Genomic DNA, 22,820 nt, shown 5'->3' with positions numbered 1-22,820 from the left:
GTCCTCCTTACCCGAGTTTTCCGTCTTTCATAAGTCCCGTTATTAACTCGCTGAACAAACTATTCGCCCACGCGAACCACGGCCGCGTGAACTGCGCCGGATCGTCGACGTGAAAGCCTTCGTGCATAAATCCGGTCCCGGCGTCCGTCCTCTCCAGCATGGCGACGATGCGGCCGACCTCCTCTTCCGACGTGGACGTGAGCGCCTGCATCGTCAGGCTGATCGGCCAAATATAACGGGGCGGCGTATGCGGGCTGCCGATGCCCTCCGCTGCCGTGCCCCGGTAGAAATACGGGTTCTCCGGACTCAAAATAAACCGGCGCGTGTTCATGTACACCGGATTCGCCGCGTCCGTATACCCGAGATACGGAATCGCGAGCAGGCTCGGTACGTTCGCGTCGTCCATGAGGGCGTAGTGGCCGAAGCCGTCGGTTTCGTAGGCGTACATCGGGCCGTGGACCGGATGGCGATAGATGCCGTACGTCTCGATGCCATACCGGATGTCGTCCTCGAGGCGCGCGGCCCAGGCGGCCAAATAAGCGTCGTTCATGACGGTCTCCGCGATCTCCCGGACGTAGCCGAGCACGACGGCGGCGAACATGTTCGACGGAATGTGGTAGCCGAAGGTGCACGCGTCGTCGCTCGGCCGGAAGCCGCTCCACACCATGCCGGTGTAGCCGACCGGCATGCCGCGGCCCTGATTGCGCAGCGTATCCTGCGCCGGGCAGTTCGTCCGCGAGAAGCGGTAGTCGGACTTCTCCATGTGATATTGCTCGGTCTCCATCAGGCGCAGAATGGCGCGGATGCTCCGGTCGAAGCTGCCTTTGAACACGGCGTCGCGTCCGGTCTCCTTCCAGTACAAGTAGCCCAGCTGGATCGGATAGCACAGCGAGTCGAGCTCGTACTTGCGCTCCCACACCCACGGATTCGTCTCGGCGAGATCCTCGTCCCACCGTTTCCCGTTCGGCTCTTCATTGAACGCGTTCGCATACGGGTCCATGCCGATGTACAGAAATTGGCGTTCGATCAAGCCCTCCAGGATGCGGCGCAGGTCGGCGTCTTCGCGGGCGAAAGGCAGGTACTGCCGCACCTGCGCGCTGGAATCGCGCAGCCACATCGCGGGGATATCCCCGGTGAAGACAAAGCTCGTGCCGTCGTCGAGCAGTTTGGTCGTCGTTTGGAGCGTATTCGGAAAACAGTTCGCGTACAGCTCGAGCAGCTTCGGCCGATGGGCGAGCGCGCCTCGCGCTGCGTCCAATTGCTTCGTGATCGATAATGGCATAGGGATGGACATAAGGCAGACTTCCTTTCTTGCCGCCGAGGGAGCCGCGGATGGCACGAATGCCGGGCGGCCCCCTGCGAGCGGTAGGTCATTGATGAGCTAAGTGATTATTGTCGTTAAAAAAGGCGTTGTTCCCGCGGCGATCGGCTCGCTTCAGGCTTTACCCCGTGAACCGTTAACGGCGCAAATCAATCTCGAACGTCTTGATCTCGTACGGATCGAGGACAAAGGCAATCGACGCTTCCTCGCGGAACTCGCTCTCCGGCTGTTCCATCAGATTCGTCTCCCGCCAAGCGGCGATGCGCAGGTCGCTCGTCAGGACAAGCTCGTTACGGCTGCCGGAGTAGTCGTGCACGCGAACGATGACGCGGTCCGCATCCTCGGCTTTCTTCACGGCGGAGATCATCGCCGTATCGCCGGAGAGCGCGAACATGGATAGGGACGGCGTCGCGGCTTGGCCCGGCGTCGCCGCAAGCGGCGCGTTCAGCTGCCAAGCTTGCTTCACCGTGCCGCCCGCGAGCCAGTCGCCCTCATGCGGCAGCAGGGCATACGTGAAGCGGTGCTCGCCGCGGTCCGCATCCGGGTCCGGATGCGTCGCGCTCTTGATGAGCGTCAGGCGCATGACGTTGTCCTTGATGTCGTAGCCGTATTTGCAATCGTTCAGCAGGCTGACGCCGTAGCCGCGGTCGGACAGGTCGGCCCATTGGTGGCCGACGGATTCGAAGCGGGCCCAATCCCAGCTCGTGTTCCAGTGAGTCGGACGCTTGACGTTGCCGAACTGCACGTCGTAGGTCGCTTCCGTCGAGCGGATCGCGACCGGGAAGGCGGCTTTCAGCAGCTGCTGGCGCTCCTGCCAATCGGCTTCCGTGACGAAGTCGATGCGGCGATCGGAGGCGTACACGATCAGGTCTTGCGTGATCGTCGAGCTCATATACCGCCAATTGAAGCGGATGACGGCGCGCAGCGGGCCGATCTCCACGACTTCGGCGGACGCGCAATCTTGAATTTCGCGCATGTTCTCCTGGTAGAACAGGTCGATATCCCACGCCTCGTGCGCGAGAGGCTTATCTTCGAACACCTGCAGCGCGTTGCCGCGGGCGCCTTGAGCGAGCACTTCGCGCCGAGCTTGCTTGTCGTAAATCCGGACGAGCTGGCCCGATTCGTTCCATGCGAGCGCGTAGAACGGCGTCTCGATGCCGCGGTCGGTTAGCGTGAATGGAGTAGACGCCGAGGCGGCAGGTGCGGTTGCTAAATAAATCGTCGTAAAGCCGAGCGCCGGAACGTCAGCTGCCTCAACAAGCCACTTGCCGTCTGCTCGCTGCGCGGGTAGAAGCTCGCCGGATGCGTTCGTCCAGTGGCCCTCGCGCGGCAGTTCGCCGGCAGGGATCTCCGCAAGGCCGGTCACCGTCCACGGCGAGGAATTCCAGACCGTGTAGGCGCGGGTTGACGCGTTGTCGGCGAATGTGCTGCCGTTCGTAGGTTCATAGGCAAGAAGCGCGGGGGCGCTGCCGGCGGCCAATTCCGCGGTTGCCTGGCGCAGGACGCCGGCGCTGCCGCTTGGCCCGGGAGCGCTGCCGACCGTTTGGACTGGAGCTCCGCCCGTCACGTCCACGCCATGCGGCGCGGATGCCGCCATGATCGCGCCTCTGGCCTCTGCGTCGACCCGCTGCGCAATCGCTTCCGCCTCCGCATATTCGACCCGGCTGTCCTCGTACACCTCGCGGATCGAGGAGCCGGGGATGATGTCGTGGAACTGGTTGCGCAGGATGATTTTCCACCCCGCCAGCAAGGCGCTTGCGTCATAGCGGGACCAGTCGGCGTGCAGGACGCTCTGCAGCGCGCCGAGCCACTCCGCCTCGCGGTAGGCGAGCTCCAGCTTCCGGTTCGCGAGCTTGTTGTACGCTTGGCTCGTGTACGTGCCGCGGTGATACTCCAAGTACAGCTCGCCGTCCCATGTGTGGATGTACGAGTCGGTCTCGGCGACCGTCTGCTGCAGCCGCTCGAAATAATCGTCGGCCCGGCCGGTGCGCACGTTCGGCAGTCCCGGCAGCTTATCCAGCCTGCGGCGCATCTCCAGCATTTCGCGGTTGACCCCGCCGCCGCCGTCGCCATAGCCGTAGGAGAGCAGCAGCTCTTGGTTCATCTCTTTGTCGCGGTAGGCGTCCCAAATGCCTTTGACCGTCTTCGGAATAATCTTGCCGTTGTACGTGTAGAACCATGAGCCCGGCTCGGACCATGGCTCCGGCGTCGTGATGAAGTGGGTGAGCACCTCGGAGCCGTCGATGCCGCGCCAGCGGAACGTATCGAAGGGCATCCGGTTGTATTGGTTCCAGCTGATTTTGGTCGTCATGAACGTGTGAATGCCGGATTTCTTGAGAATTTGGGGCAGCGACCAGCTGTAGCCGAACACGTCCGGCAGCCACAGGTAGCGGCATTCCGTGCCGAACTCGTCCCGCAGGAAGCGGGTGCCGACGAGCAGCTGCCGCACGAGCGATTCGCCCGAGGTCAGGTTGCAGTCCGCCTCCAGCCACATGCCGCCGCCGGCCTCCCAGCGTCCTTCGGCCGCGCGCTGCTTGATCGCCTCGTACAGCTCGGGATAGTCTTCGCGGACGTAGTCGTACAGCTGCGGCTGCGTCTGGAGGAACGTGTATTCCGGGAACATCTCCATCAGCCGCATGACGGTGGAGAAGGAACGGGCGCATTTCTCGCGCGTATGCTTCAGCCGCCACAGCCAGGCGACGTCGATATGGGTATGGCCGATGCACGTGACGGTGACGTCCGAGATGCGCTCCATCGCATCGAGCCGCGTGCTCAGATCGGCCGCCGCTGCGTGAGCCGACGCGAAGAACGCATCGCTGCCCGGCGCCGACCAGTCGATCAGGCGGAACGCTTGATCGAGCGCCTGCAGCAGCTTCGTGCGCTCTGGCGCGTTCGCGTCGAGTACCTTGAGCGTCTCGAGAATGGCGGTGCCGGTGAACACGAGGTCGTCCAGCTGCTCGTCGAGCCAGCACAGCTCGGCCTGTTTGTACGCATGGGTTTGGTCGCGCGGCACGCCGCCGCCTTCCAGACCCGACCAGAGCCGGAATACGAAAGACTTGCGCTCGCCCGCCGCGGCAGGGGGAAGGAACACTTCCTTGTGGTTGGAATCGACGCCTTGGTAAGGCTTGCCGTCCCAGTAGAAGAGGGATTCGAAGCCGGAATTGTTGCCGGCTCCGGTGTCGCCAAAGTCAAATAAGCCGAGGAACCTCCGGTCCGCCCAGCTTGCGGGAATGTCGGCTTCGACCTGCAGCCATAGATATAAGTCGCGTCCGCTCCATGTCTCGCCTTGCGTAAGCGGCGCCCATTGCGCGTCCTCGCCGGGCATGGACGGATTGATGTCGGGACGGGAATCTTCGTAGGACAAAAAAGCGTTAAAGGGCATGCGGTCCCGGTAACGGAGCACGGACAATTCGTGTATGCGCGCTTGGAGTTTGTGTTCGGTCAGAAACATTGGGTCAGCCCCCTCGGTTAGTAGGGGGTGAACGAAATAGGGGGATCCAGTTCGGGTGAAGCGTCTTGCGGACATTCCAAAAACGTTCATAGGGGAATGACGCCATTATAGCCGGAGGTTCGGAAATTGGTCAAATGGAATTTGCGGGCGGGGACGAATAAAGCGGCGGCGTGCCAGTTTGTCGCGAGCGACGATGGAACGGCGAACCGTACCCGTATTTTGTCCGGGACTGCGTAAGCGGCCTCGATAACGGTTGTGGTTGCAGCCCTTGTTGCCGCGTTCGCCAGCCACGCTCCGCATTGCTCTTTTTCCGGAAGCGGTGTTACACTGGGGGACAATCGGGGCATGGGAGGCAGCGGAGCGGATGTCCAAAATACGGACCTTTTATCATAACCACTTGAAGAAACGGATGTTCAACCAAATTCTGCTGCTCTACTCGCTCGTCATGGTGCTGCTGCTGATCGGCTTGTCGGTGCTGGCGTACCGCTACTACGAGCAGCGGGTCGTGCGCGAGCAGATGGACACGAGCCTGCAGGAGCTGGACATCGTCAGCATCAACTTGAACCAGCAGTACGAGCGGCTGTACGACGCGGTGCAGCAAATTTACACGGATGCGCTCATCGGCGAGGACTTGAACTACTTCCTGACGCACGACTACGAGGATTTCATCAAATGGCGGCTGAACCAATACGTGCTCAGCTACCGGACGGAGCGCAGCTCCTTCGACTACCGGTTCCGGCTGTTGCTTAAGGACGAGCCGGCCATTGCCAATATCATGCTGTACAGCGCGGACCAGAACTATTTCTACGTGCTGAACCGGGACACGCAGCATTTCTACTACGAGCCGAAGGTGCCTGCGCGGTATGCGGACTGGTTCGAGCGGGCGCAGAACGATCCGTGGCTGTTCACCGGCGAAGAGCCGCTGCTTCGCGATCGGACCGAGCTGGCGGACGCGCCGTACAGTTACGTGAACGTGCTGAAGGACCCGGTCACGCTGCGCAAGTACGGGGCGGTGCTGTTCGAGCTGAACACCGACCGGATCCGGGAGCTGGTGCGCGGCAAGATGACCGATACGGGCAATCGGATCATGCTCATGACGTCGCGGGGCGAGGTTATTTTCGACTCGGCGGGCCGCGGCGAGAACACCATATACCCCTACTGGAACGAGCTGCATACGGATGCGGAATGGGCGGATCTCGGGGAGCGCGCGAAGGTGCAGCTGCTCAACGTCGGCAACACCGGGATGGTCGTCGCGGCCATTACGCCGAAATCCCAGATCGAGGCGAGCCTCTCCGCGATCCGGTTGGCGCTGATCGGCATCGTGCTGCTCTGCATCGTCGTCAGCTCCGCGGTCACGTTCACGATCATCCGGCGTTATTCCAAGAAGATCCGCAAAATCGTCATCCACATGCGGCGGCTGCAGGAAGGCGACCTGAGCAAGCGCATCGTGCTGGAAGGCGAGGACGAGCTGCAGCAAATTTCGCAAAGCTTTAACTACATGTGCGACCGGCTGGAGGCGTATATCCAGAGTGTCTACGTGTCGGAGATCAAGCAGAAGAACGCGCAGCTAGTGGCGCTGCAGGCGCAAATCAACCCGCATTTTCTGTACAACACGCTCGAGAGCATCCGGATGAAAGCGATCAGCTCCGGAGCGCGGGACGTCGGGCAGATGATCTACATTCTGGCGACGATGTTCCGGCATTTGATCAAAAAGCAAACCCACGTCACGCTTGCCGAAGAGATGGAGCTGTGCGGCATGTATTTGGCGTTGTTCCAGTACCGCTATGAATCCAAGCTCCGGGTGGAGACGGACGTCGACAAAACGGCGGCGCGCAGCACTGTCGTCAAGCTGCTCGTGCAGCCGATCATCGAGAACTACATCGTGCACGGCTTCCGCGCGGACGCGTCGGATAACGTAATCGCGGTGACGGCGCGAGAGGAAGACGGCCGCATCGTCATCCGGGTGAAGGACAACGGGCGGGGCATCGAACCGGCGAAGCTGGCGGACATCCGGCAATCGCTCGCGGATGCGGGAACGCTCGAATCGGGCTCGGGCTCGCTCGGTCTGCGCAACGTGCATGAGCGGATTCGGCTCAACTACGGCGGCGAATACGGTATTGCGGTGGACGGCGCGCCGGGCGAAGGCTGCGAGGTTACGCTGCACATTCCGGTCATAAGGGAGGACGAAATGCGATGAGAACGGTGTTTCTGGCGGACGACGAGCCGCTGATCGTGGAAGGCATGCAGGCCATTATCGACTGGAGCGCCTATAACCTGAAGGTGGCGGGAACGGCGCCAAATGGCTTGGAAGCGTTGACAAAGCTCGGCGAGCAGCCGGTCGACCTGCTCATAACGGACATTATGATGCCGCAGATGACAGGGCTGGACCTCATTCGCGAAGTGAAAGCTCGCAGCCAGCAGACGAAATTCATCATTTTGAGCGGTTATGAGGAATTCGGTTATGTGCGCGAAGGCATCAAGCTCGGCGTCGAGAATTATCTGCTCAAGCCGGTCAACATCGAGGAGCTGGAGGCGACGATCCGCCATATGCAGCACGATTGGGAGCGCGAGGAGATTCGCCGGCTGCAGATGAATCAGGATTGGAAAATTCTGCGCAACAACATTTTGCAGCGGTGGGCGCAGGCGACGATCGACGCGAAGGAATTCCGCGAACGCGCGCAGCTGCTCGGCATCCCGACGGGCAAGGGCCGCTATCGCGCGGCCGTGCTGCGCGTCGCGACGGAGACGGATCGCGGCGGCGAGGGCGGCAGCGGCGGCAACGGCGGCGACGGTGTGCTGGCGCATCATCCGTCGGCGCTGGCGGAGCTGTGCGAGCGGGCTGGGTCGGCGTTCGTGCCGGAAGACGGCGAGTTGATCTGCTTCCCGGATCAGGACGAGGATCTCATCGTCATGCTGGCGGGCGGCGGGACGGAGCCGGACGGCTGGGAGCGGGATGCGCTGCGGCAGATGAAGGCGCGGCTGGCGGAGGAGACGCATGCCGGGATTTGGTGCGTATGCGGTCCGGCGGAGGAGGCCCACGACGGGTTCCCGGATAGTTTCCGGGCGGCGAAACTGTGGCTGCAGCAGCATCTCATGAGCGAGACGGAGCCGGAGATCGCGGAGGCGGGTATCGGCGGCGAGGCAGGAGCATCGGCTGACGGCTCGATGCGCGGGATAGCGGATGGCGAAGGCGGCGCATGGGGCGATCGTCTGACGCCGGAGCGTTCGTCGCCGCCGGGGAGCAGCGACAGCTCAGCTGCTATGGCGGGGCGTTCGCCGTCCGCGGACGGGGCGGAGCGCGCCTTGGCGGATGCTGCTCCTGCTGGCGGCAAGCAGCCCGGTCCGCCGGCGCTCGACCGGTTCCACCAGCTGCTGCGGGAGGGAGATTTGGCGGCGCTCGACGCGTTCATCGATGAATATTTTGCCGAGACGACGGCTTGTCGTCCGCTCCTGCGCGCGCCGTACGTCAATGCGGCGATCGCGCTCATGCTGGCGGCGAAGGAGCTGGAGACGAGTCCCGACTATGGCGACATGTTCGCGCCGCTCGCCCGCATCCATACGCTGCACGGGCTGCGGGAGCGGACGAAGACGCTCGTTCAGGCAATTCTCGGCTCGCTCCAGGAAGCGGAGACGAAGGCGGAGTATAGTCCGCATGTCGCGGCCGCGCTCGATTACGTGAAGGCCCATTATCAGGAGGAGCTTTCGCTCAAGACGCTCAGCCAGAAGCTGGGCTTGCACCCGAACTATCTGGGCCAGCTGTTCCAGCAGGAGGCGGGCACGAGCTTCTCGGATTACGTCAACCAGTACCGGGTCGAGCGGGCCACGCAGCTGCTGCTGTACACGGACAAGAAGACGGCCGAGATCGCGGCCGAGGTCGGCTATTGGGACACGTCGTACTTCTATCGCCAGTTCAAGAAATACGCGGGCGTGTCGCCGACCGAGCTGCGCGCGATGTACCAGAAGAAGTGAGCGGCGGGGCTGGGTGCGTGCGCCGTTAGTGGCGTGAGTACGACTATTGAGCGTCGGGTGGAGCAAGTGGGGGCCAATTGTGGCGAGAGCGCGACTATTGAGCGTCGTGCCGAGCAAGTGGGAAGCAATAGTGGGCTGTGCGCAACTATTGGGCCGTCGAAGGAGCAAGTGCGCGTCGATAGTGGCGGGAGTGCAACTATTGAGCGGTGCGTGGAGCAAGTGGGGCCAATAGTGGGCTGTGCGCAACTATTGGCCGTCGACGGAGCAAGTGCACGCCGATAGTGGCGTGAGCGCGACTATTGAGCGGTGTACGGAGCAAGTGGTGGCCAATAGTGGGCTGTGCGCAACTATTGGGCCGTCGACGGAGCGAGTGGGCTCCAATAGTGGCGAGAGCGCGACTATTGAGCGGTATGCCGAGCAAGTGGGGCCAATAGTGGGCTGTGCGCAACTATTGGCCGTCGACGGAACAAGTGCACGCCGATAGTGGCGTGAGCGCAACTATTGAGCGGTGCGTGGAGCAAGTGGGGGCTAATAGTGGGCTGTGCGCAACTATTGGCCGTTGACGGAGCAAGTGCGCGCCGATAGTGGCGAGAGCGCGACTATTGAGTGGTGTGCCGAGCAAGTGCGCACCGGTAGTGGCGGGAGTTCGACTATTGCCCAACGTGCCGAGCTGGGTGCGTGCAGCGCCAATCCATACAGGGGCGTCCCCAACATCATCTTCGGCTGATGGGGAGCGGCCCCTTTTTCCGTGCGTGCGGGAATCGCAAGAGGTAGCTAGATCCCGCCTCCATCTTGCTGTTCCTCGGAGTACGTGGCCTGCTCGAATTCGCGATTCTCGGGAGATGAGGCCTTATTTTCGACCCGCACAGCCCCCCGATCACAGATTGCGAGAGGACCACTAAGTCCAGCAGACGAAGCTCGCAGCCAACGGAGTCCACCCCTTGTCCACGATGCGAAATCCTGCAACCACGCGGGTTTCATCCGCTTTTCCCCTGTTTCATGAAAACGCTATCTTTAATTTGTCCACGTGGGCCGAGCATTTTTCAACTATTCGGCGCGGCGCTCCGGCTCGCATAATAGGGGCAAGGGTGAACGAAAGGATCCATTGCACCACATGTTAATGCTTGCGCCAAATCGCGAGCCGATTATAGGGGATCGGCGGACGGGGCGGGCAAGCGGATTCGCGAAGCACGAAGGAGGGAGCAGCCGTGCCTGGCATCTTGAAGAGTCTGCTGAAGAACAAGGCGTTTCTTCTGATGGTACTGCCGGGAGCCGCGTGGTTTATCATCTTTGCCTACCTGCCGATGTTCGGAACGATCATCGCGTTCAAGGATTTCCGGATTCATCCGGGCGGCTTTTTCAAGAGCGTCTACGAGAGCGATTGGGTCGGATTCAAAAATTTCGAGTTTCTGTTCTCGACCAACGACGCTTACATTATCACGCGCAATACCATCCTGTATAACGTCGGCCTCATCGCGCTCGGCCTGGTCCTGGCGGTGACGCTGGCGATCGTCATGAACGAGCTGCTGAACAAGCGGCTGGCGAAAATGTACCAGACGGCGATGTTCATGCCGTACTTTCTGTCCTGGGTTATTATCAGCTACTTCGTCTTCTCGTTCCTGAACGTCGAGAAAGGCGTGTTCAATCAAATTCTCGCGTACTTCGGCGCCGATCCGGTTAGCTGGTACAACGAGACGACATATTGGCCGTATTTCCTCATCCTGCTCGGCTTGTGGAAGAACGCCGGCTACGGCAGCGTCGTCTACCTCGCGGCGATCGCGGGCATCGACAAATCGCTGTACGAGGCGGCCATGATCGACGGGGCGAGCAAATGGCAGCAGATCAAGAACATTACGCTGCCGCAGCTGAAGCCACTGATGATTATTCTGACCGTGCTTAACCTCGGCGGCATCTTCCGCTCGGACTTCGGTCTGTTCTACCAGGTGACGCGGGATTCCGGCGCGCTCTATCCGGTCACGAACGTCATCGACACCTTCGTCTACCGGGGTCTCACCATCATGGGCGACATGGGCATGAGCACGGCGGCGGGGTTGTATCAATCGTTCGTCGGCTTGATTCTCGTTCTGACCGCCAACTGGGCGGTGCGCAAAATTGAAAAAGATTATGCCGTATTTTAAGATTCGGCAAGGGGGTGCTTGCAATGGCTGACTTGCGCGAATCGATCCCGCAAGGAGCGGTCGCGGTGCGGTCCGGTCGGCGAAATCGCACGATCGGCGGCATCTCGCCGCTGTGGAACGCGGTGTTCAACGCGGCGATCGGGCTGTTCGCCCTCTCCTGCGTGTTCCCGTTCCTGTTCATCATCATCATCTCGCTCACCGACGAGAAGACGCTCGCCATCGACGGCTTCTCGATCATCCCGAGGAAGTTCTCACTGGAAGCCTATCGATTCCTGATGCAATCCGGCCAGCAAATGCTGCAGTCGTTCGGGGTAACGCTGCTCGTGACGGTCATCGGCACGATCCTCACGTTGTACCTCGTCTCGACCTACGCTTACGCGATCTCGCGCAAAAACTTCGCGCAGCGCCGGTTCTTCAGCTTCCTCGCCTTCTTCACGATGCTGTTCTCGGGCGGACTCGTGCCGGGCTACATCGTCATGACGCAGTTCCTGCATCTGCGGGACACGCTGTGGGCGCTCATTCTGCCGTCGATTCTGAACGCCTTCTACATCATCGTCATGCGGACGTTCTTCGCGACGACGGTGCCGGATGCGATCATCGAATCGGCCAAAATCGACGGGGCGTCGGAGTTCGGCATCTATACGCGGATCGTCCTGCCGATCTCGCTGCCGGGCATCGCGACGATCGGATTGTTCAGCACGCTCGGCTTCTGGAACGACTGGTTCAACGCGCTGCTCTACATCGACAGCCCGAACCTCATTCCGCTGCAGACGCTGCTCATCCGCATCCAGAACAACATGGACTTCGTCGTTACCAACAGCAGCAAGGTCGTCTCGTACGACATTGCCGCGACGCTGCCGACGGAGACGGTGCGGATGGCGATGGTCGTCCTGGCAACGCTGCCGATCGCGCTGGCGTATCCGTTCTTCCAGAAATATTTCATCCAGGGGCTGACGATCGGGTCGGTCAAAGAGTAACGCGGTTGCGCGCAAAGGTTGTACCCGCCCATAATGGGCGGCTCCTATACGAATACTTATCCTTAAGGGGGAGACGTATGAAATCGAGAAAAATGATGCTCACGCTGGCGACGCTGATGCTGGCGTCCACGACGGCGCTGGCCGGCTGTGGCGGCGACAATGGAGGCGGCAACGCAAATGCGCCGAAGAATGAAGCGGGTAACGCGGGCAGCAATGCGGCTGGCGAGAAGAATGCGGGCAGCGAAGGCGAGGCCAAGCTGGACCCGGTGAAGCTCAAAGTGTACATGATCGGCGGTCCGCAGCGCGATCTGCCGCAGGTGCAGGACGAGATGAACAAATACCTGACCGAGAAAATCAACGCAACCGTCGACATTACGATGATCGACTGGGGCGATTATTCCAAGCGGATGCAGGTCATCACGACCTCCGGCGAGAATTTCGACATCGCCTTCACGTCCTCGTGGGCGTTCGATTACCTGCCGAACGCGACGCGCGGCGCGTTCATGCCGATCAACGATCTGCTGGATAAGTACGGCCAAGGGATTAAGGAGAACCTCGACCCGCGCTTCCTGAGCGGTTCGCAGATCGACGGCAAGAACTATGCCGTGCCGGTGAACAAGGAGCTCGCTTCCCAGTGGGTATGGCGCTTCAACAAGCAGTACGTGGACAAATACAAGATCGACGTGACGAAGATCCGCACGCTCGAGGATTTGGAGCCGTACCTGAAGCAGATCAAGAACGGCGAGCCGGCCGACATTACGCCGCTGGCCGTGCCGAAAGGCTTCAAGCCGTACGTGCCGTTCGACTTCCTGCTCGGCGACGAGTTCCCGGTGGGTATCAATCTCAACGACAAGGAAGGCAGATACGTCAACATTCTCGAATCCGCCGAGCTGAAGAGCTCCCTGGCGACGATTCGCAAATACTACCAAGCGGGCTACCTGCGCAAGGACGTAGCGACGCTGGATGGCATCGACAACATCAAGACGGGCAAATGGTTCGCGGACCGCGAGCAGACGCAGCCGTACGCGGACCTCGGCTGGTCCCGCAGCGCGGGCTACGACATCGTCTCGAACCCGATGCAGGACCCGGTTATCTTCACCGGCTCGGCGACGGGCGCGATGCACGCCATCTCGGCCAACTCCAAAAATCCGGAGCGCGCCATGATGTTCCTGAATTTGCTGAACACGGATCCGTACCTGCGCAACCTGATCAACTACGGCATCGAAGGCACGCACTATAAGAAATTGTCCGATAACGTCATTGAAGACTTGCCGGCGATGAAGGATGGCTTCCAAATGCCGGGCTTCGCCCTCGGCAACCTGTTCCTGACGTACCTGCACAAAGAAGATCCGGCCGACAAGTGGGACGCGTTCAAGAAGTTCAACGACTCCGCGATCGTCGCGCCGAGCTTCGGCTTCAACTTCAATCCGGATCCGGTGAAGACGGAAGTCGCGTCGATCTCCGCGATCGTCAAGGAATTCTACCCGTCGATCATGACCGGCTCGGTCGATCCGGACGAATACCTGCCGAAGGCGATCGAGAAGCTGAAGGCTGCCGGCCTCGACAAAGTCATCGCCGAAGCGCAGAAGCAGTTCGACGACTGGAAAGCAGCGAACGGCAAATAAGTATGAGGATGTGAATAAGCGCGGCAGCCGGGAATGGCTGCCGCGTTTGTCGCATTCGACGAGCGCTTCAATGGGAGGAGGCTCGGCACCGATGCCGAAGCCTGAAAGGAGACGGACGATGAGCAAGACCATCATATTTTACGATGCTAACTTTCCGATCGATAATGCACGGCCGGGGGTGGCGGATCTTCAGATGCTGGCGAAAGGAGCGGTCATCGCAGATGCCGACGGACTGGCGGAGGCGCTGCGCGGCGCGGCAGGCGGCAGCTTCGTCAACGTGCATGCGCCATACTTCCCGAAGGCGGCGTGGCCCGCGATATTGGACTACTTGCGGCGCGGCGGCGGACTCGTCAGCCTCGGTGGCATTCCGTTCCGCGTGCCGGTCGTTCGCGAGGTAGACGGTTGGACGTGCGAGCCGGAGCAGACCGCGTACCATCAGCAGCTGCATATCCACGAGGCGTTAAAGGTTAACGAGGCGAATATTGCGCGATATGAAGCATCCGGCGAAATTCCGGCCGCGGCATCCATGGCGGGAGCATGGGAGAAAGCGCCGACGTACGGCCTCGTGCTCCATCTGACGAAGCTGAGCGATCATCCGCACGAGATGGGGACGTCCGGTCCGATGGACGGACGGATCTATCCGCTGCTGAAAGGAATCAGCGCCGAAGGACGGGAGATCGCGGCCCCGATCGTGCTGCTGGAATACGCGCGCGGCGAATTCGCGGGCAGCCGCTGGCTGATGGCGAACCAAGCGCTGGGCGAGCGCTTCTGGCGCAGCGGCGGCGCGCAGGCGCTGGCGGAGTGGGCGGCATTCTGCGCACGCGGCGTGACGGAGATGTGGCTTATGCCGATGTACGCCAGCTATGACGAGGGCGACCGTCCGGTGCTGAAGCTGCAGGTGCAGGCGTTAGGCGGGGGGAGCGCAGGCGCCGGATCGGGCGATACCCGTTGGCAAGCGAGATTGAGCTTCCGCCGCGCATGGGGCCGGAGCGAATCAGGCGCGGCATCGGCGGTTGTGGCCGAGGCCGAGGCCGAGCCGTCTATCTGGACGCGCGAGTGGAGCGTAACGGCGACAAGCGAGCTTGCCATCGAGCGCATCCGCGTTCCGGTGCCGCTCGCGCCCGGCTATTACGAGGCCGAGCTTGCGATGACGAGCGAGCAAGGCGAGCGTCGCGTGCTTCGGCAGGGCGTCTGGTGCCGGGACGACGCGTTGCTTGCCGAAGGCAGCTTCCTTACGTGCGGTTCGGATTATTTCGAACGCGAAGGCAAGCCGGTACCGATCGTCGGCATGACGTACATGACGTCGGACCTGGCGCGCAAATTCCTGTTCCTGCCGAATGCCTCCGTCTGGGACCGCGACATGGCGACCATGAAGAAGGCCGGCATCAACCTGATTCGTACCGGTATTTGGACGGCCTACCGGAACTATATGTACGAGGACGGACATGCGTCGGAGGAGACGCTGCGCGCAATCGATGCGTTCTTGCTGACGGCGAAGCGGCACGGGTTGGAAGTCACGTTCACGTTCTTCTCCTTCGCGCCGGAAGCGTGGGAGGGGACCAATCCGTATCTCGATCCGCGGAGCATCGCGGCGCAGAAGCGGTTCCTCGCCTTCATCGCCTCCCGCCACCGGGAGAGCAAGCATGTCCACTGGGATCTGATCAACGAGCCGTCGGTGTTCGATCCGAAGCGGATTTTCGAAGGTCCGCGCACGGCCCGCGATCCGCACGAGCAGCGTGCGTTCCGCGCTTGGCTGCGCGAGCGGCACGGCAGCAGCATTGAAGCGCTGCAGGCTCGGTGGAACATGACGCCCGAGCAGCTGCCGTCGTTCGAGGCGGTCATGCCGCCGGAGGCGGAGGATATCAACTTCGACGTGCAGGACATGCGCTCGGGCAAGAAAGGGACGCGCTGGCTCGATTATTCGCTGTTCGCGATGGAGATGTTTAATGAGTGGGCGCGGGAGATGAACGCGACGCTTCGCGCGCTGCAGCCGCGCCAGCTGATCACGGTCGGCCAGGACGAAGCGCTGGGGGCGCAGCGGCCGTCGACGCATTTCTACGCGCCGATCGCGGATTACACGACGAACCACTCGTGGTGGCTGAATGACCAATTGGTATGGGACGGCGTGTTCTCGAAGATGGAAGGCAAGCCGAACCTGATCCAGGAGACCGGCATCATGTACGTGGAGACGCCGGACGGACGGGCGAAGCGGTCGGAGGAGGAGCTGCGCGATCTGCTCGAGCGCAAATACGCGTACGCATTCGCGACCGGCGGCGCGGGGGCCGTGCAGTGGATTTGGAACACGAACTATTACATGGACAATGTGAACGAATCCAACATCGGAGCGCTGCGCGCGGACGGGACGGAGAAGCCGGAGGCGGACGTCAGCTATGACTTTGGCCGGTTCATGGCGGAGATCGGGGAGTTGTTCCGCGGACGGCAGGCGGCAGATGTCGCGGTCGTGTTCCCGTACAGCAACGATCTGGGCAATCGTCGTCTCGCCGCAGAGGCGACGAGCCGATTAACCCGGGTGCTGAGCTATGGGATGAACGTGCATTTTCGCGGCGTAGGGGAATATCAGCTGGAGGAGCTGCGCAAGGCGCCCGCCCGGCTGATCGTCGTGCCGAGTCCGCACAACTTCAGCGACGAGGCGTTCGATACGCTGATGGACATCGTCGGCGCGACGGGCGCGGCGCTGCTGTATACGGGACCGATCGGACTGGATGCGTATTGGCGCCAGAAGCCGAGGGCGGCGTCGCACACGGGCGAGACTCGGCTGGCGAACGTGCTTCGCGAGGACGCATTCGAGCTGGATGGCGCAGTCGTGCCGGCGCCGTTCGGCCAGCGCAAGATCGCCGAGCTGTGCAAGGAAGCGCCTGCAGCAGCGGACGTAAGCGGCGGCGCGATGCCGAAGGTGATGCAGTGGCCGGTCGGACGCGGACGCGTCATCTGGTGCGGCTTGCCGGTGGAGCTTAGCGAGCGGACAGATGCGATCTCGCGGCTGTACGAGCATGCGCTGTCAGAGGCCGGCGTGAAGCGGGAGCTGGAGTGGCTGGAAGGCGGCGAGAACGCCGGTCTGTACGGACGGAAGCTGCGTTTTGCGGAGGGGGCGCTGTATATTTTCGTATCGGAGTATGCGTACGCGGCGACCGTGGCGGTTCGCGATCCCGAGCATGGCGGGACGTACCGTTTTGAGCTGGCACCGGGACGAATCGCGATGTTCGCGGCCGGACTGGATGGGGAGATTCGGGCGGCGTACCGGGGGCAGGCGGTGGAGAAGCTCAATTGACGCGACCGCGGCGAACGCGAAGCGCGTGGCAGCGGAGATCGGCGCGTTGGTTGTGTAGCGGTCAATAATCATATTCGCGGGACTGCGTTGATCGACCAAGGAACGTTGAACGAAGGAAACATCGCAAGGGGCTGCCAGTTGGTCGGCATGCTGAATTTCGGACTTGGCACGAGCACTGGCATCGTTCAGATCACGGTCAGCTTCCGAGATTGGTTTTCTTGAACCGGGTTACGTCTTAGGTTGCTCTGATACTACAGAGCAACCTTTTCATATTGGAGGGGAGTGAGGTTGTATATGGGGGTATGCCAGGATAACAGCTACATTTGTCGGTAAGGTTACTCGACATGCACTGCCATTGGTAACGAGGATTTATTACAGGTTTACGACTCTTCTAATAGCTGATCCATTTTTTGTTGATCGGAGATATACGCCCCGATATATTCCTTTAAAGCATCTGCCGATTCAAATTCCTCGAGAACGCGACCATCGTACCATTTCTGCAGGGCCTCGCGGTGGATCACATAGGTCTTTGCCTCCAAGGTAAACGTGACACGCTCCACATTTGGGATCAGGGCGAAAATAAAAGAGGCATTATAGACAATCGTTTGCTCCAAATCGTCAAGGGAGAGCGGCTCATTGACATTATCATAGCTTAAGGACAAGCCATACGGTTCTTGGTCTGTTTCAAGCTTCATCTCGTTAAATTTATCGCTTGCAGGTAACTGATGAATGATTTGCCCGACGGCACTGCTATTGCCCAAGGGGGTGTTCTTAAACTTAAATAAGTCTTCATCAGAATTCGGAGTCATGTTAGTTGAAGTGCATGCAGCTAGCGCAAGCGCCATTACCATCATCATAATCATTAGAAGCCTATAATCCTTCCGAAAAAAATTCATAATTCACCTCGCCATATTGTGTGGTTTCCATATTTTAACGACTCCACCTTACCATAGGCTTTAAGATTTGTTCAAGTTAGCCTCCCCATAATCGTTTAACTTAAGGTTGAACGAGGACAGTTTCAATTTTAAGAGAGGTAGCGATGCAGGTGAGTAGGAATTTGGAATAAATTTGTAAGAGAGTATTCTCAAAATGTAATCAATATGATAGTATCTAGTAAGCAAGAAAAATATGGGAGTGAAAGAACATTGTGGTGGTTTGAGAAGCTGGCCAGCTATCAAATAAAAATTACTTTACGTATGGAGGTTAAGTAATGACAATCAATTTCAAGAAGACTTGCGCAACACTCTTGTCTGTGCCGCTTTTGAGTATTTCTCTTTTTTCCGGAATTTCATTTGCTAGTTCCCAGGCAAAAGAGTTGACGATTCCATCCAGTCAAGGCACTTTAACCTCTAACGTATGGAGAGCTACACTTGCAACGTCTTCCGGCAACACGCTTCAATGGGACTGGCAGGTGTCTGCTGTTTACAGCGGTACCAAAACCGTATCGTCCATTAGAACTTCCTGGCAAAGTACGGCTTCTTTGAGAAACTCCGCGAACATTTCTATGGGGGTTTCTGCAGACGGCGCAAGCGCAGGGGGAGGCTCTACCTGGGTAAATACAACAACGGTCCTGAAATACTGGGAGAATTCCAATGGATCCAAGTCGTCTGACTGGCGTTCGAATATCGTTATCGGACCGAGCGGCGACTATAGAAGCGGAACGATCGTCACGACAAATACCGCTAAAGTAAAACTTTCGAGCGATCCTAAGTATTACGAAATTAGCGCAGGCGTTTAATTCGATAATAAGGTGAAAGGCAAAGAATCGGCCGTCATGCGGCCGATTCTTTACCTGTCGTTTACTATCTTTCATGATTGATGTGGGGGGCAAATGAAGAAATTCGTACTGCTGCTGCTTATTGTTCAGCTCGCGATTGTAGGTTGTAGTCGTCAAAATGATAGACCGACGAGCGGCGAGACGGTGAACGATGTTGAACTGCCTAAATGTAGCGATGAAGGTCAGTGTGTATACTTGGTCAATCGGTATTCTCAGAAACTACTAACCTATAATCCAAAGACCAAGTCTATCGAAGAACAACAGAATATCCCGAATTACATCTACTATGAATATAATACGGTTAGTCCATTTTTTACGGTTGGCAATAGTATCACTAATGGCTTCTCCATTTTAAAAATGGACAAGAACGTCGTCGATGAAGTCGTGCGGCTAAAGGATAGAAAAAACGAAGCGATTTTCCCATTGGCAACAAATAATGAGCGTCATTTCTTTATTCATTCCTACTATGATGACAGCGGGAAGGAAACGAAACGCGCAATTGCGGAATTAATTCAAGATCGTACGCAAGATATCCCGAATGTATCAGGACTGGTGTCAGATGGGGCAATCGTAAAGGATAAACTGTACTATACGGTTTATAACGAAAGCTCTAATTCTTTCGAATTACAATCCTTATTATTGGATAATTTGCAAGCAGCGCCACATACGGAAGCGGAAAACCTCGAATCTGGAAATGTATATAGTTTAAATGGCGAACTGCTGACCTCCAACAATGAGTTGATTTTTAATGACAGCATGCAATTCGAGAAGAAGACGTTAAATTACATAGAAGATGAACTTAATATTCTTATTCAGATCTATCCTAACGAACAAGCAGATCTTGTGCTGGACGTTATAGATACGGCGTCTAAGAAACAAATTGGAAGTGTTTCGGGCGTTATTGATTTTTCAATCGACCAGCGAGTAGTTACCGTTTATTGTGAAGGACGCATTGAGCATATCAATATTCCATAATGGCAGATAAGAGGGGCCGATGAAGACGTTACAATTAGTGGGGTTGACCAAAAAGTTTGGCGAGAAGCATATTCTTAATCAGCTCGATTTCGAATTCCATAGTCCAAGCCGGTATATCATTCATGGGGAAAGCGGGTCCGGGAAGACCACGCTGCTCAATTTGATAGCTGGTTACGATAACCCGGACAGCGGCCGTGTGGAAGGAGGGGGCGCTTTAAACGTCGGCTATTTATTCCAGGATGAAATGCTATTTTCAAATTTAACGGTTAGAGAGAATTTATTCATTAAGTACGCTTCATTCTCGCCTTATCACCAAGCAGATTCGCATTTCGAAGCGCTGATTACGCGAACGCTGCACGATTTCAATATTCTTGATCTGATCGACAGAAAAGTATCTATGCTGTCGGGCGGAGAGAAACAACGCGTGCAGTTAGCATCCATTCTGATTTCAGAACCGGATATTATTCTGATGGACGAGCCGACGTCGAAGCTTGACAAAAAAAACAAAGAGCAAATTATCAAGACGATCGAAACGGTGTTCAAAGACAAGTTGATTATTGTGGTTAGTCATGAAAGTAACCCGCTATTAGAGGGGGGAATGGACCTAAGGCTGGAGAACGGGAGATTGTATCATGAAAAGTGCTAAGAATACGCCTGTTATATCCCGTTTAATTCTAAAGAAATCAAACTCGTATCTGCGTATTTCAATTTTGCTCTTTATCTTCTCACTTGTGTTGGTTGCGAGCTCGGCCGTTTATTTTATCAATCAATATTTGCAAGTGGATAAAGATTTTCTTTCCAATGATAATACGCATATCATTGAAATTACGACATCGCGAGGCAATGCGATGCATGCTCAGCCCTTGAAGTACGAGGATGAAACGGTCATTCGCGAAGAGATCGAAACAAAGTTTCCCGAAGCGAGCTACCAGGTCTTTAAGGAGTATCAGTTTAACTTTGGCATACAAGATGCCAATGGAGATACCCATTTTATTTACGGCCTCGATGAGGCAGGCGGCGCATTGTTAGGAAGCTGTGACCTGGGAACGAAAAGGGCTTGCGGAAAGACGGAGTTAGATCCGGTGCTGACATTGAAACTCCCTATTGTCGATGTCCATGAAGATGGGCTGAGCAGCAGCGAAATCGTCGAATATCCGATTAACTATCAGTTAGGTGTAGCCGATAAAAACCCTTTTTCCCTATATAACGATGAGCAATTAGAGACTATTTATATAGGCGGCAATACGTATAAAGATATGATCGAACAAACATACCGGATACCATGGGACCAATTCGTCAAGCGATATGATAGCGATAATCCGTTCGGTATCCAATCCTTGAGGAAGATATATGTCTATGTCGATGCCTTATCTCAAGTGGAAGGCATTGCAGAGCTGGTCAATGCGAAAGGATATAATACGAACTATACGTTCAAAGCATTCGACAATTTTGATGGATCAATGAAAAATACGGTCGCGTTGTCATTGGCCTTAGGCTTTCTGATCCTGATGATAACGGCCTCGCATGTAATATTGTCCTTTAATTCGTATCTCAAAGTACAGCAAAAGGATATGGGAATATTAAAGCAATTGGGATACAGCATGACAACGATTAATCAAATTTATTCACGGAATATTAACGCAATCTTCTTGTTTACGGCTATGGGAATAACGCTTTACATCGTGGTCGTGAGTTCTATTTTCATAGGCAAAAATGTGTATGCATACACACTCTCCGTAGTTGCACTCCTACTGCTCATTCTCTTCGCTATTAACCGCGTGATTGTTTTATGGATCCTGCGGCGATATTCGAGGAAGAATATCCTAGCGCTTCTTAAGATAAACAAGGAATTTGAATAAACGCATCTCTGGAGGCCTATACCATGCAGCGTATACGTAAAAACGCGGTAAGCGCAGTTGCAGTGATCATGGTGCTCACTATAGCTTTAATAGGTTGTACATCTAGGCCATCCGAAACGGATACAGCGAGCAGCGTATTGCGGATCGCCACTACATACGGTGAGTCTGAGAACAACTGGCTTAGACAACAGTTCGCCGAGATTTTCGAGTTCATGCATCCGAACGTCACGATCGAATTTATCCCTGTTACAATCGACGGTGATCAAGGGCAGAGCCCTATAGAACAACTAAGGACAACGTTACGGGAGCCTAATAAGGCTGACCTGGTTATGGTTGACTACCAAAGCTTGTGGGGACTAATTGATGACAATCTGTTGACTAATCTAGACTCCTTAATAAAGGAAGATCAGATTGATACCGGTCAATTTGCCGCGCCGGTCAATAATGCCATGACCCTGATAGGCAATGGCAGTACATATGCGCTCTCGCCAACGTTTTCAACCACCGCCCTCTTCTATAATAAAACGATCTTTGATGAAAAGGGAGTTCCGTTCCCCCGCGATGGAATGACATGGGAGGATATGATTCAGTTGGCAGGGCGTCTTCAGCCGGGAGAAGGGAAATTATCGTATGGATTTACATTCAACAGTTTCTCTTCGGATGCGTTTTACGATATGTTGAGTTATGCGTCGCCGCTTCAAACCATGATTTTTAATGAGAAGGAACGCAAAATGACGGTTGATACGGATAGTTGGGAACGGGTCTGGACGAGCTTTATCAATTTGGCTCGCAATACAAAGCTACCGCTGCCTGACGCCGAGAACAACAATAATGCCGAAGCAAGCAGCGGCGCTATGAATCCTTACTCTAACGATTACTTTTTATCAGGCCAAACCGCAATGACAATTGCTTCGTATAATTACGTCAATCAGTTAATAGACGCGAATCGGAACGCGCCGCGAATTCAGGGAATGAAACAGATTGAATGGGACGTTGTTACCCTCCCGGTCCATGCTGATCAGCCAGGCATAGGCGGGAACATAACCATTAACAATGCCGTCGGTATTGCGGCGAATGCGCAGAATAAAAAAGAGGCATGGGAATTTATTAAGTTTCTCAATAGCAAGGAATGGGCGACCACGAAATCGCGCAGCAATAGCAACGAGTTGTTCACCTATGTGAAATCAAACAAGCCTCAAAACAATTTGAATTACAACCTGGATGCCTTCTTTAAGCTTGAGCCTGCTCCCTACCAGATCAAACTCGGACGCTTGTTCGATGAAAAGCCAGATCTATACCAGGTGTTGGAAATTGGGCGCAATAAATTGAATGAAGTGCTTACTGGGGATAAAGAGGTTCGTCAAGCTCTGAGAGAGTGGCAGAGCGAAGGGAATGTTAAACTTCAGCAAATCCTTTCCTAATCTGGTTTCTAGCGTTTA

The 22,820-nt window shown here is 56.9% G+C and carries 14 protein-coding genes; 11 read left to right on the top strand and 3 right to left on the bottom strand.

What is annotated here, in order from left to right:
• Nucleotides 1-7 precede the first annotated feature (7 nt).
• Nucleotides 8-1,294, bottom strand: a complete 1,287-nt coding sequence (locus tag ACFFSY_RS34875; protein WP_377503200.1) for a glycoside hydrolase family 125 protein — start codon at nucleotides 1,292-1,294, stop codon at nucleotides 8-10.
• A gap of 163 nt (nucleotides 1,295-1,457) precedes the next feature.
• Entirely contained in the window at nucleotides 1,458-4,772 is a 3,315-nt protein-coding gene (locus ACFFSY_RS34870; protein WP_377503198.1) for an alpha-mannosidase, read from the bottom strand.
• Nucleotides 4,773-5,136: 364 nt separating this feature from the next.
• Here ACFFSY_RS34870 and ACFFSY_RS34865 point away from each other — a divergent pair, with 364 nt between their 5' ends.
• From ACFFSY_RS34865 to ACFFSY_RS34840, 6 genes are all read left to right on the top strand, one after another.
• Nucleotides 5,137-6,969: a cache domain-containing sensor histidine kinase gene (locus ACFFSY_RS34865; protein ID WP_377503196.1), complete on the top strand. Its 1,833-nt coding sequence runs from the start codon at nucleotides 5,137-5,139 to the stop codon at nucleotides 6,967-6,969.
• Nucleotides 6,966-8,741, top strand: coding sequence for a response regulator (locus ACFFSY_RS34860; protein ID WP_377503194.1), 1,776 nt, complete (start codon nucleotides 6,966-6,968; stop codon nucleotides 8,739-8,741). The genes ACFFSY_RS34865 and ACFFSY_RS34860 overlap by 4 nt, the downstream gene beginning before the upstream one ends.
• Before the next feature lie 1,256 nt (nucleotides 8,742-9,997).
• Entirely contained in the window at nucleotides 9,998-10,879 is an 882-nt protein-coding gene (locus tag ACFFSY_RS34855; protein WP_377503232.1) for an ABC transporter permease, read from the top strand.
• 23 nt (nucleotides 10,880-10,902) lie between these two features.
• Nucleotides 10,903-11,856 (top strand): carbohydrate ABC transporter permease, encoded by a 954-nt coding sequence (locus tag ACFFSY_RS34850; protein ID WP_377503192.1) that lies wholly within the window; start codon nucleotides 10,903-10,905, stop codon nucleotides 11,854-11,856.
• Between the two features lie 77 nt (nucleotides 11,857-11,933).
• On the top strand, nucleotides 11,934-13,481 hold the full coding sequence (locus ACFFSY_RS34845) for an ABC transporter substrate-binding protein (protein ID WP_377503191.1): 1,548 nt from the start codon (nucleotides 11,934-11,936) through the stop codon (nucleotides 13,479-13,481).
• Nucleotides 13,482-13,599: 118 nt separating this feature from the next.
• Nucleotides 13,600-16,770, top strand: a complete 3,171-nt coding sequence (locus ACFFSY_RS34840; RefSeq protein WP_377503189.1) for a beta-galactosidase — start codon at nucleotides 13,600-13,602, stop codon at nucleotides 16,768-16,770.
• Nucleotides 16,771-17,150: 380 nt separating this feature from the next.
• On the opposite strand, the gene ACFFSY_RS34835 is transcribed toward ACFFSY_RS34840, so the two are convergent.
• A complete protein-coding gene (locus tag ACFFSY_RS34835; RefSeq protein WP_377503187.1) occupies nucleotides 17,151-17,633 on the bottom strand; it encodes a DUF4825 domain-containing protein in 483 nt (160 codons plus the stop codon).
• Nucleotides 17,634-17,980: 347 nt separating this feature from the next.
• Between ACFFSY_RS34835 and ACFFSY_RS34830 the strand changes: the two genes are divergently transcribed.
• The 5 genes from ACFFSY_RS34830 to ACFFSY_RS34810 all read left to right on the top strand — a co-directional run bounded on the left by ACFFSY_RS34830 (nucleotide 17,981) and on the right by ACFFSY_RS34810 (nucleotide 22,802).
• A complete protein-coding gene (locus ACFFSY_RS34830) occupies nucleotides 17,981-18,508 on the top strand; it encodes a hypothetical protein (RefSeq protein ID WP_377503185.1) in 528 nt (175 codons plus the stop codon).
• Between the two features lie 93 nt (nucleotides 18,509-18,601).
• Nucleotides 18,602-19,522: a hypothetical protein gene (locus ACFFSY_RS34825; RefSeq protein ID WP_377503184.1), complete on the top strand. Its 921-nt coding sequence runs from the start codon at nucleotides 18,602-18,604 to the stop codon at nucleotides 19,520-19,522.
• A gap of 19 nt (nucleotides 19,523-19,541) precedes the next feature.
• Nucleotides 19,542-20,168 (top strand): ATP-binding cassette domain-containing protein, encoded by a 627-nt coding sequence (locus ACFFSY_RS34820; RefSeq protein WP_377503182.1) that lies wholly within the window; start codon nucleotides 19,542-19,544, stop codon nucleotides 20,166-20,168.
• Nucleotides 20,155-21,381, top strand: a complete 1,227-nt coding sequence (locus ACFFSY_RS34815; protein ID WP_377503180.1) for an ABC transporter permease family protein — start codon at nucleotides 20,155-20,157, stop codon at nucleotides 21,379-21,381. Before ACFFSY_RS34820 ends, ACFFSY_RS34815 begins: the two co-directional genes overlap by 14 nt.
• A gap of 23 nt (nucleotides 21,382-21,404) precedes the next feature.
• Nucleotides 21,405-22,802, top strand: a complete 1,398-nt coding sequence (locus ACFFSY_RS34810) for an ABC transporter substrate-binding protein (RefSeq protein ID WP_377503178.1) — start codon at nucleotides 21,405-21,407, stop codon at nucleotides 22,800-22,802.
• Nucleotides 22,803-22,820: the final 18 nt, after the last annotated feature.

Source organism: Paenibacillus aurantiacus, assembly GCF_042431225.1.
GTDB lineage: Bacteria > Bacillota > Bacilli > Paenibacillales > Paenibacillaceae > Paenibacillus_Z > Paenibacillus_Z aurantiacus.
The sequence above is the reverse complement of the archived record's forward strand: the minus strand, read 5'-3'. Positions and strand labels throughout refer to the sequence as shown.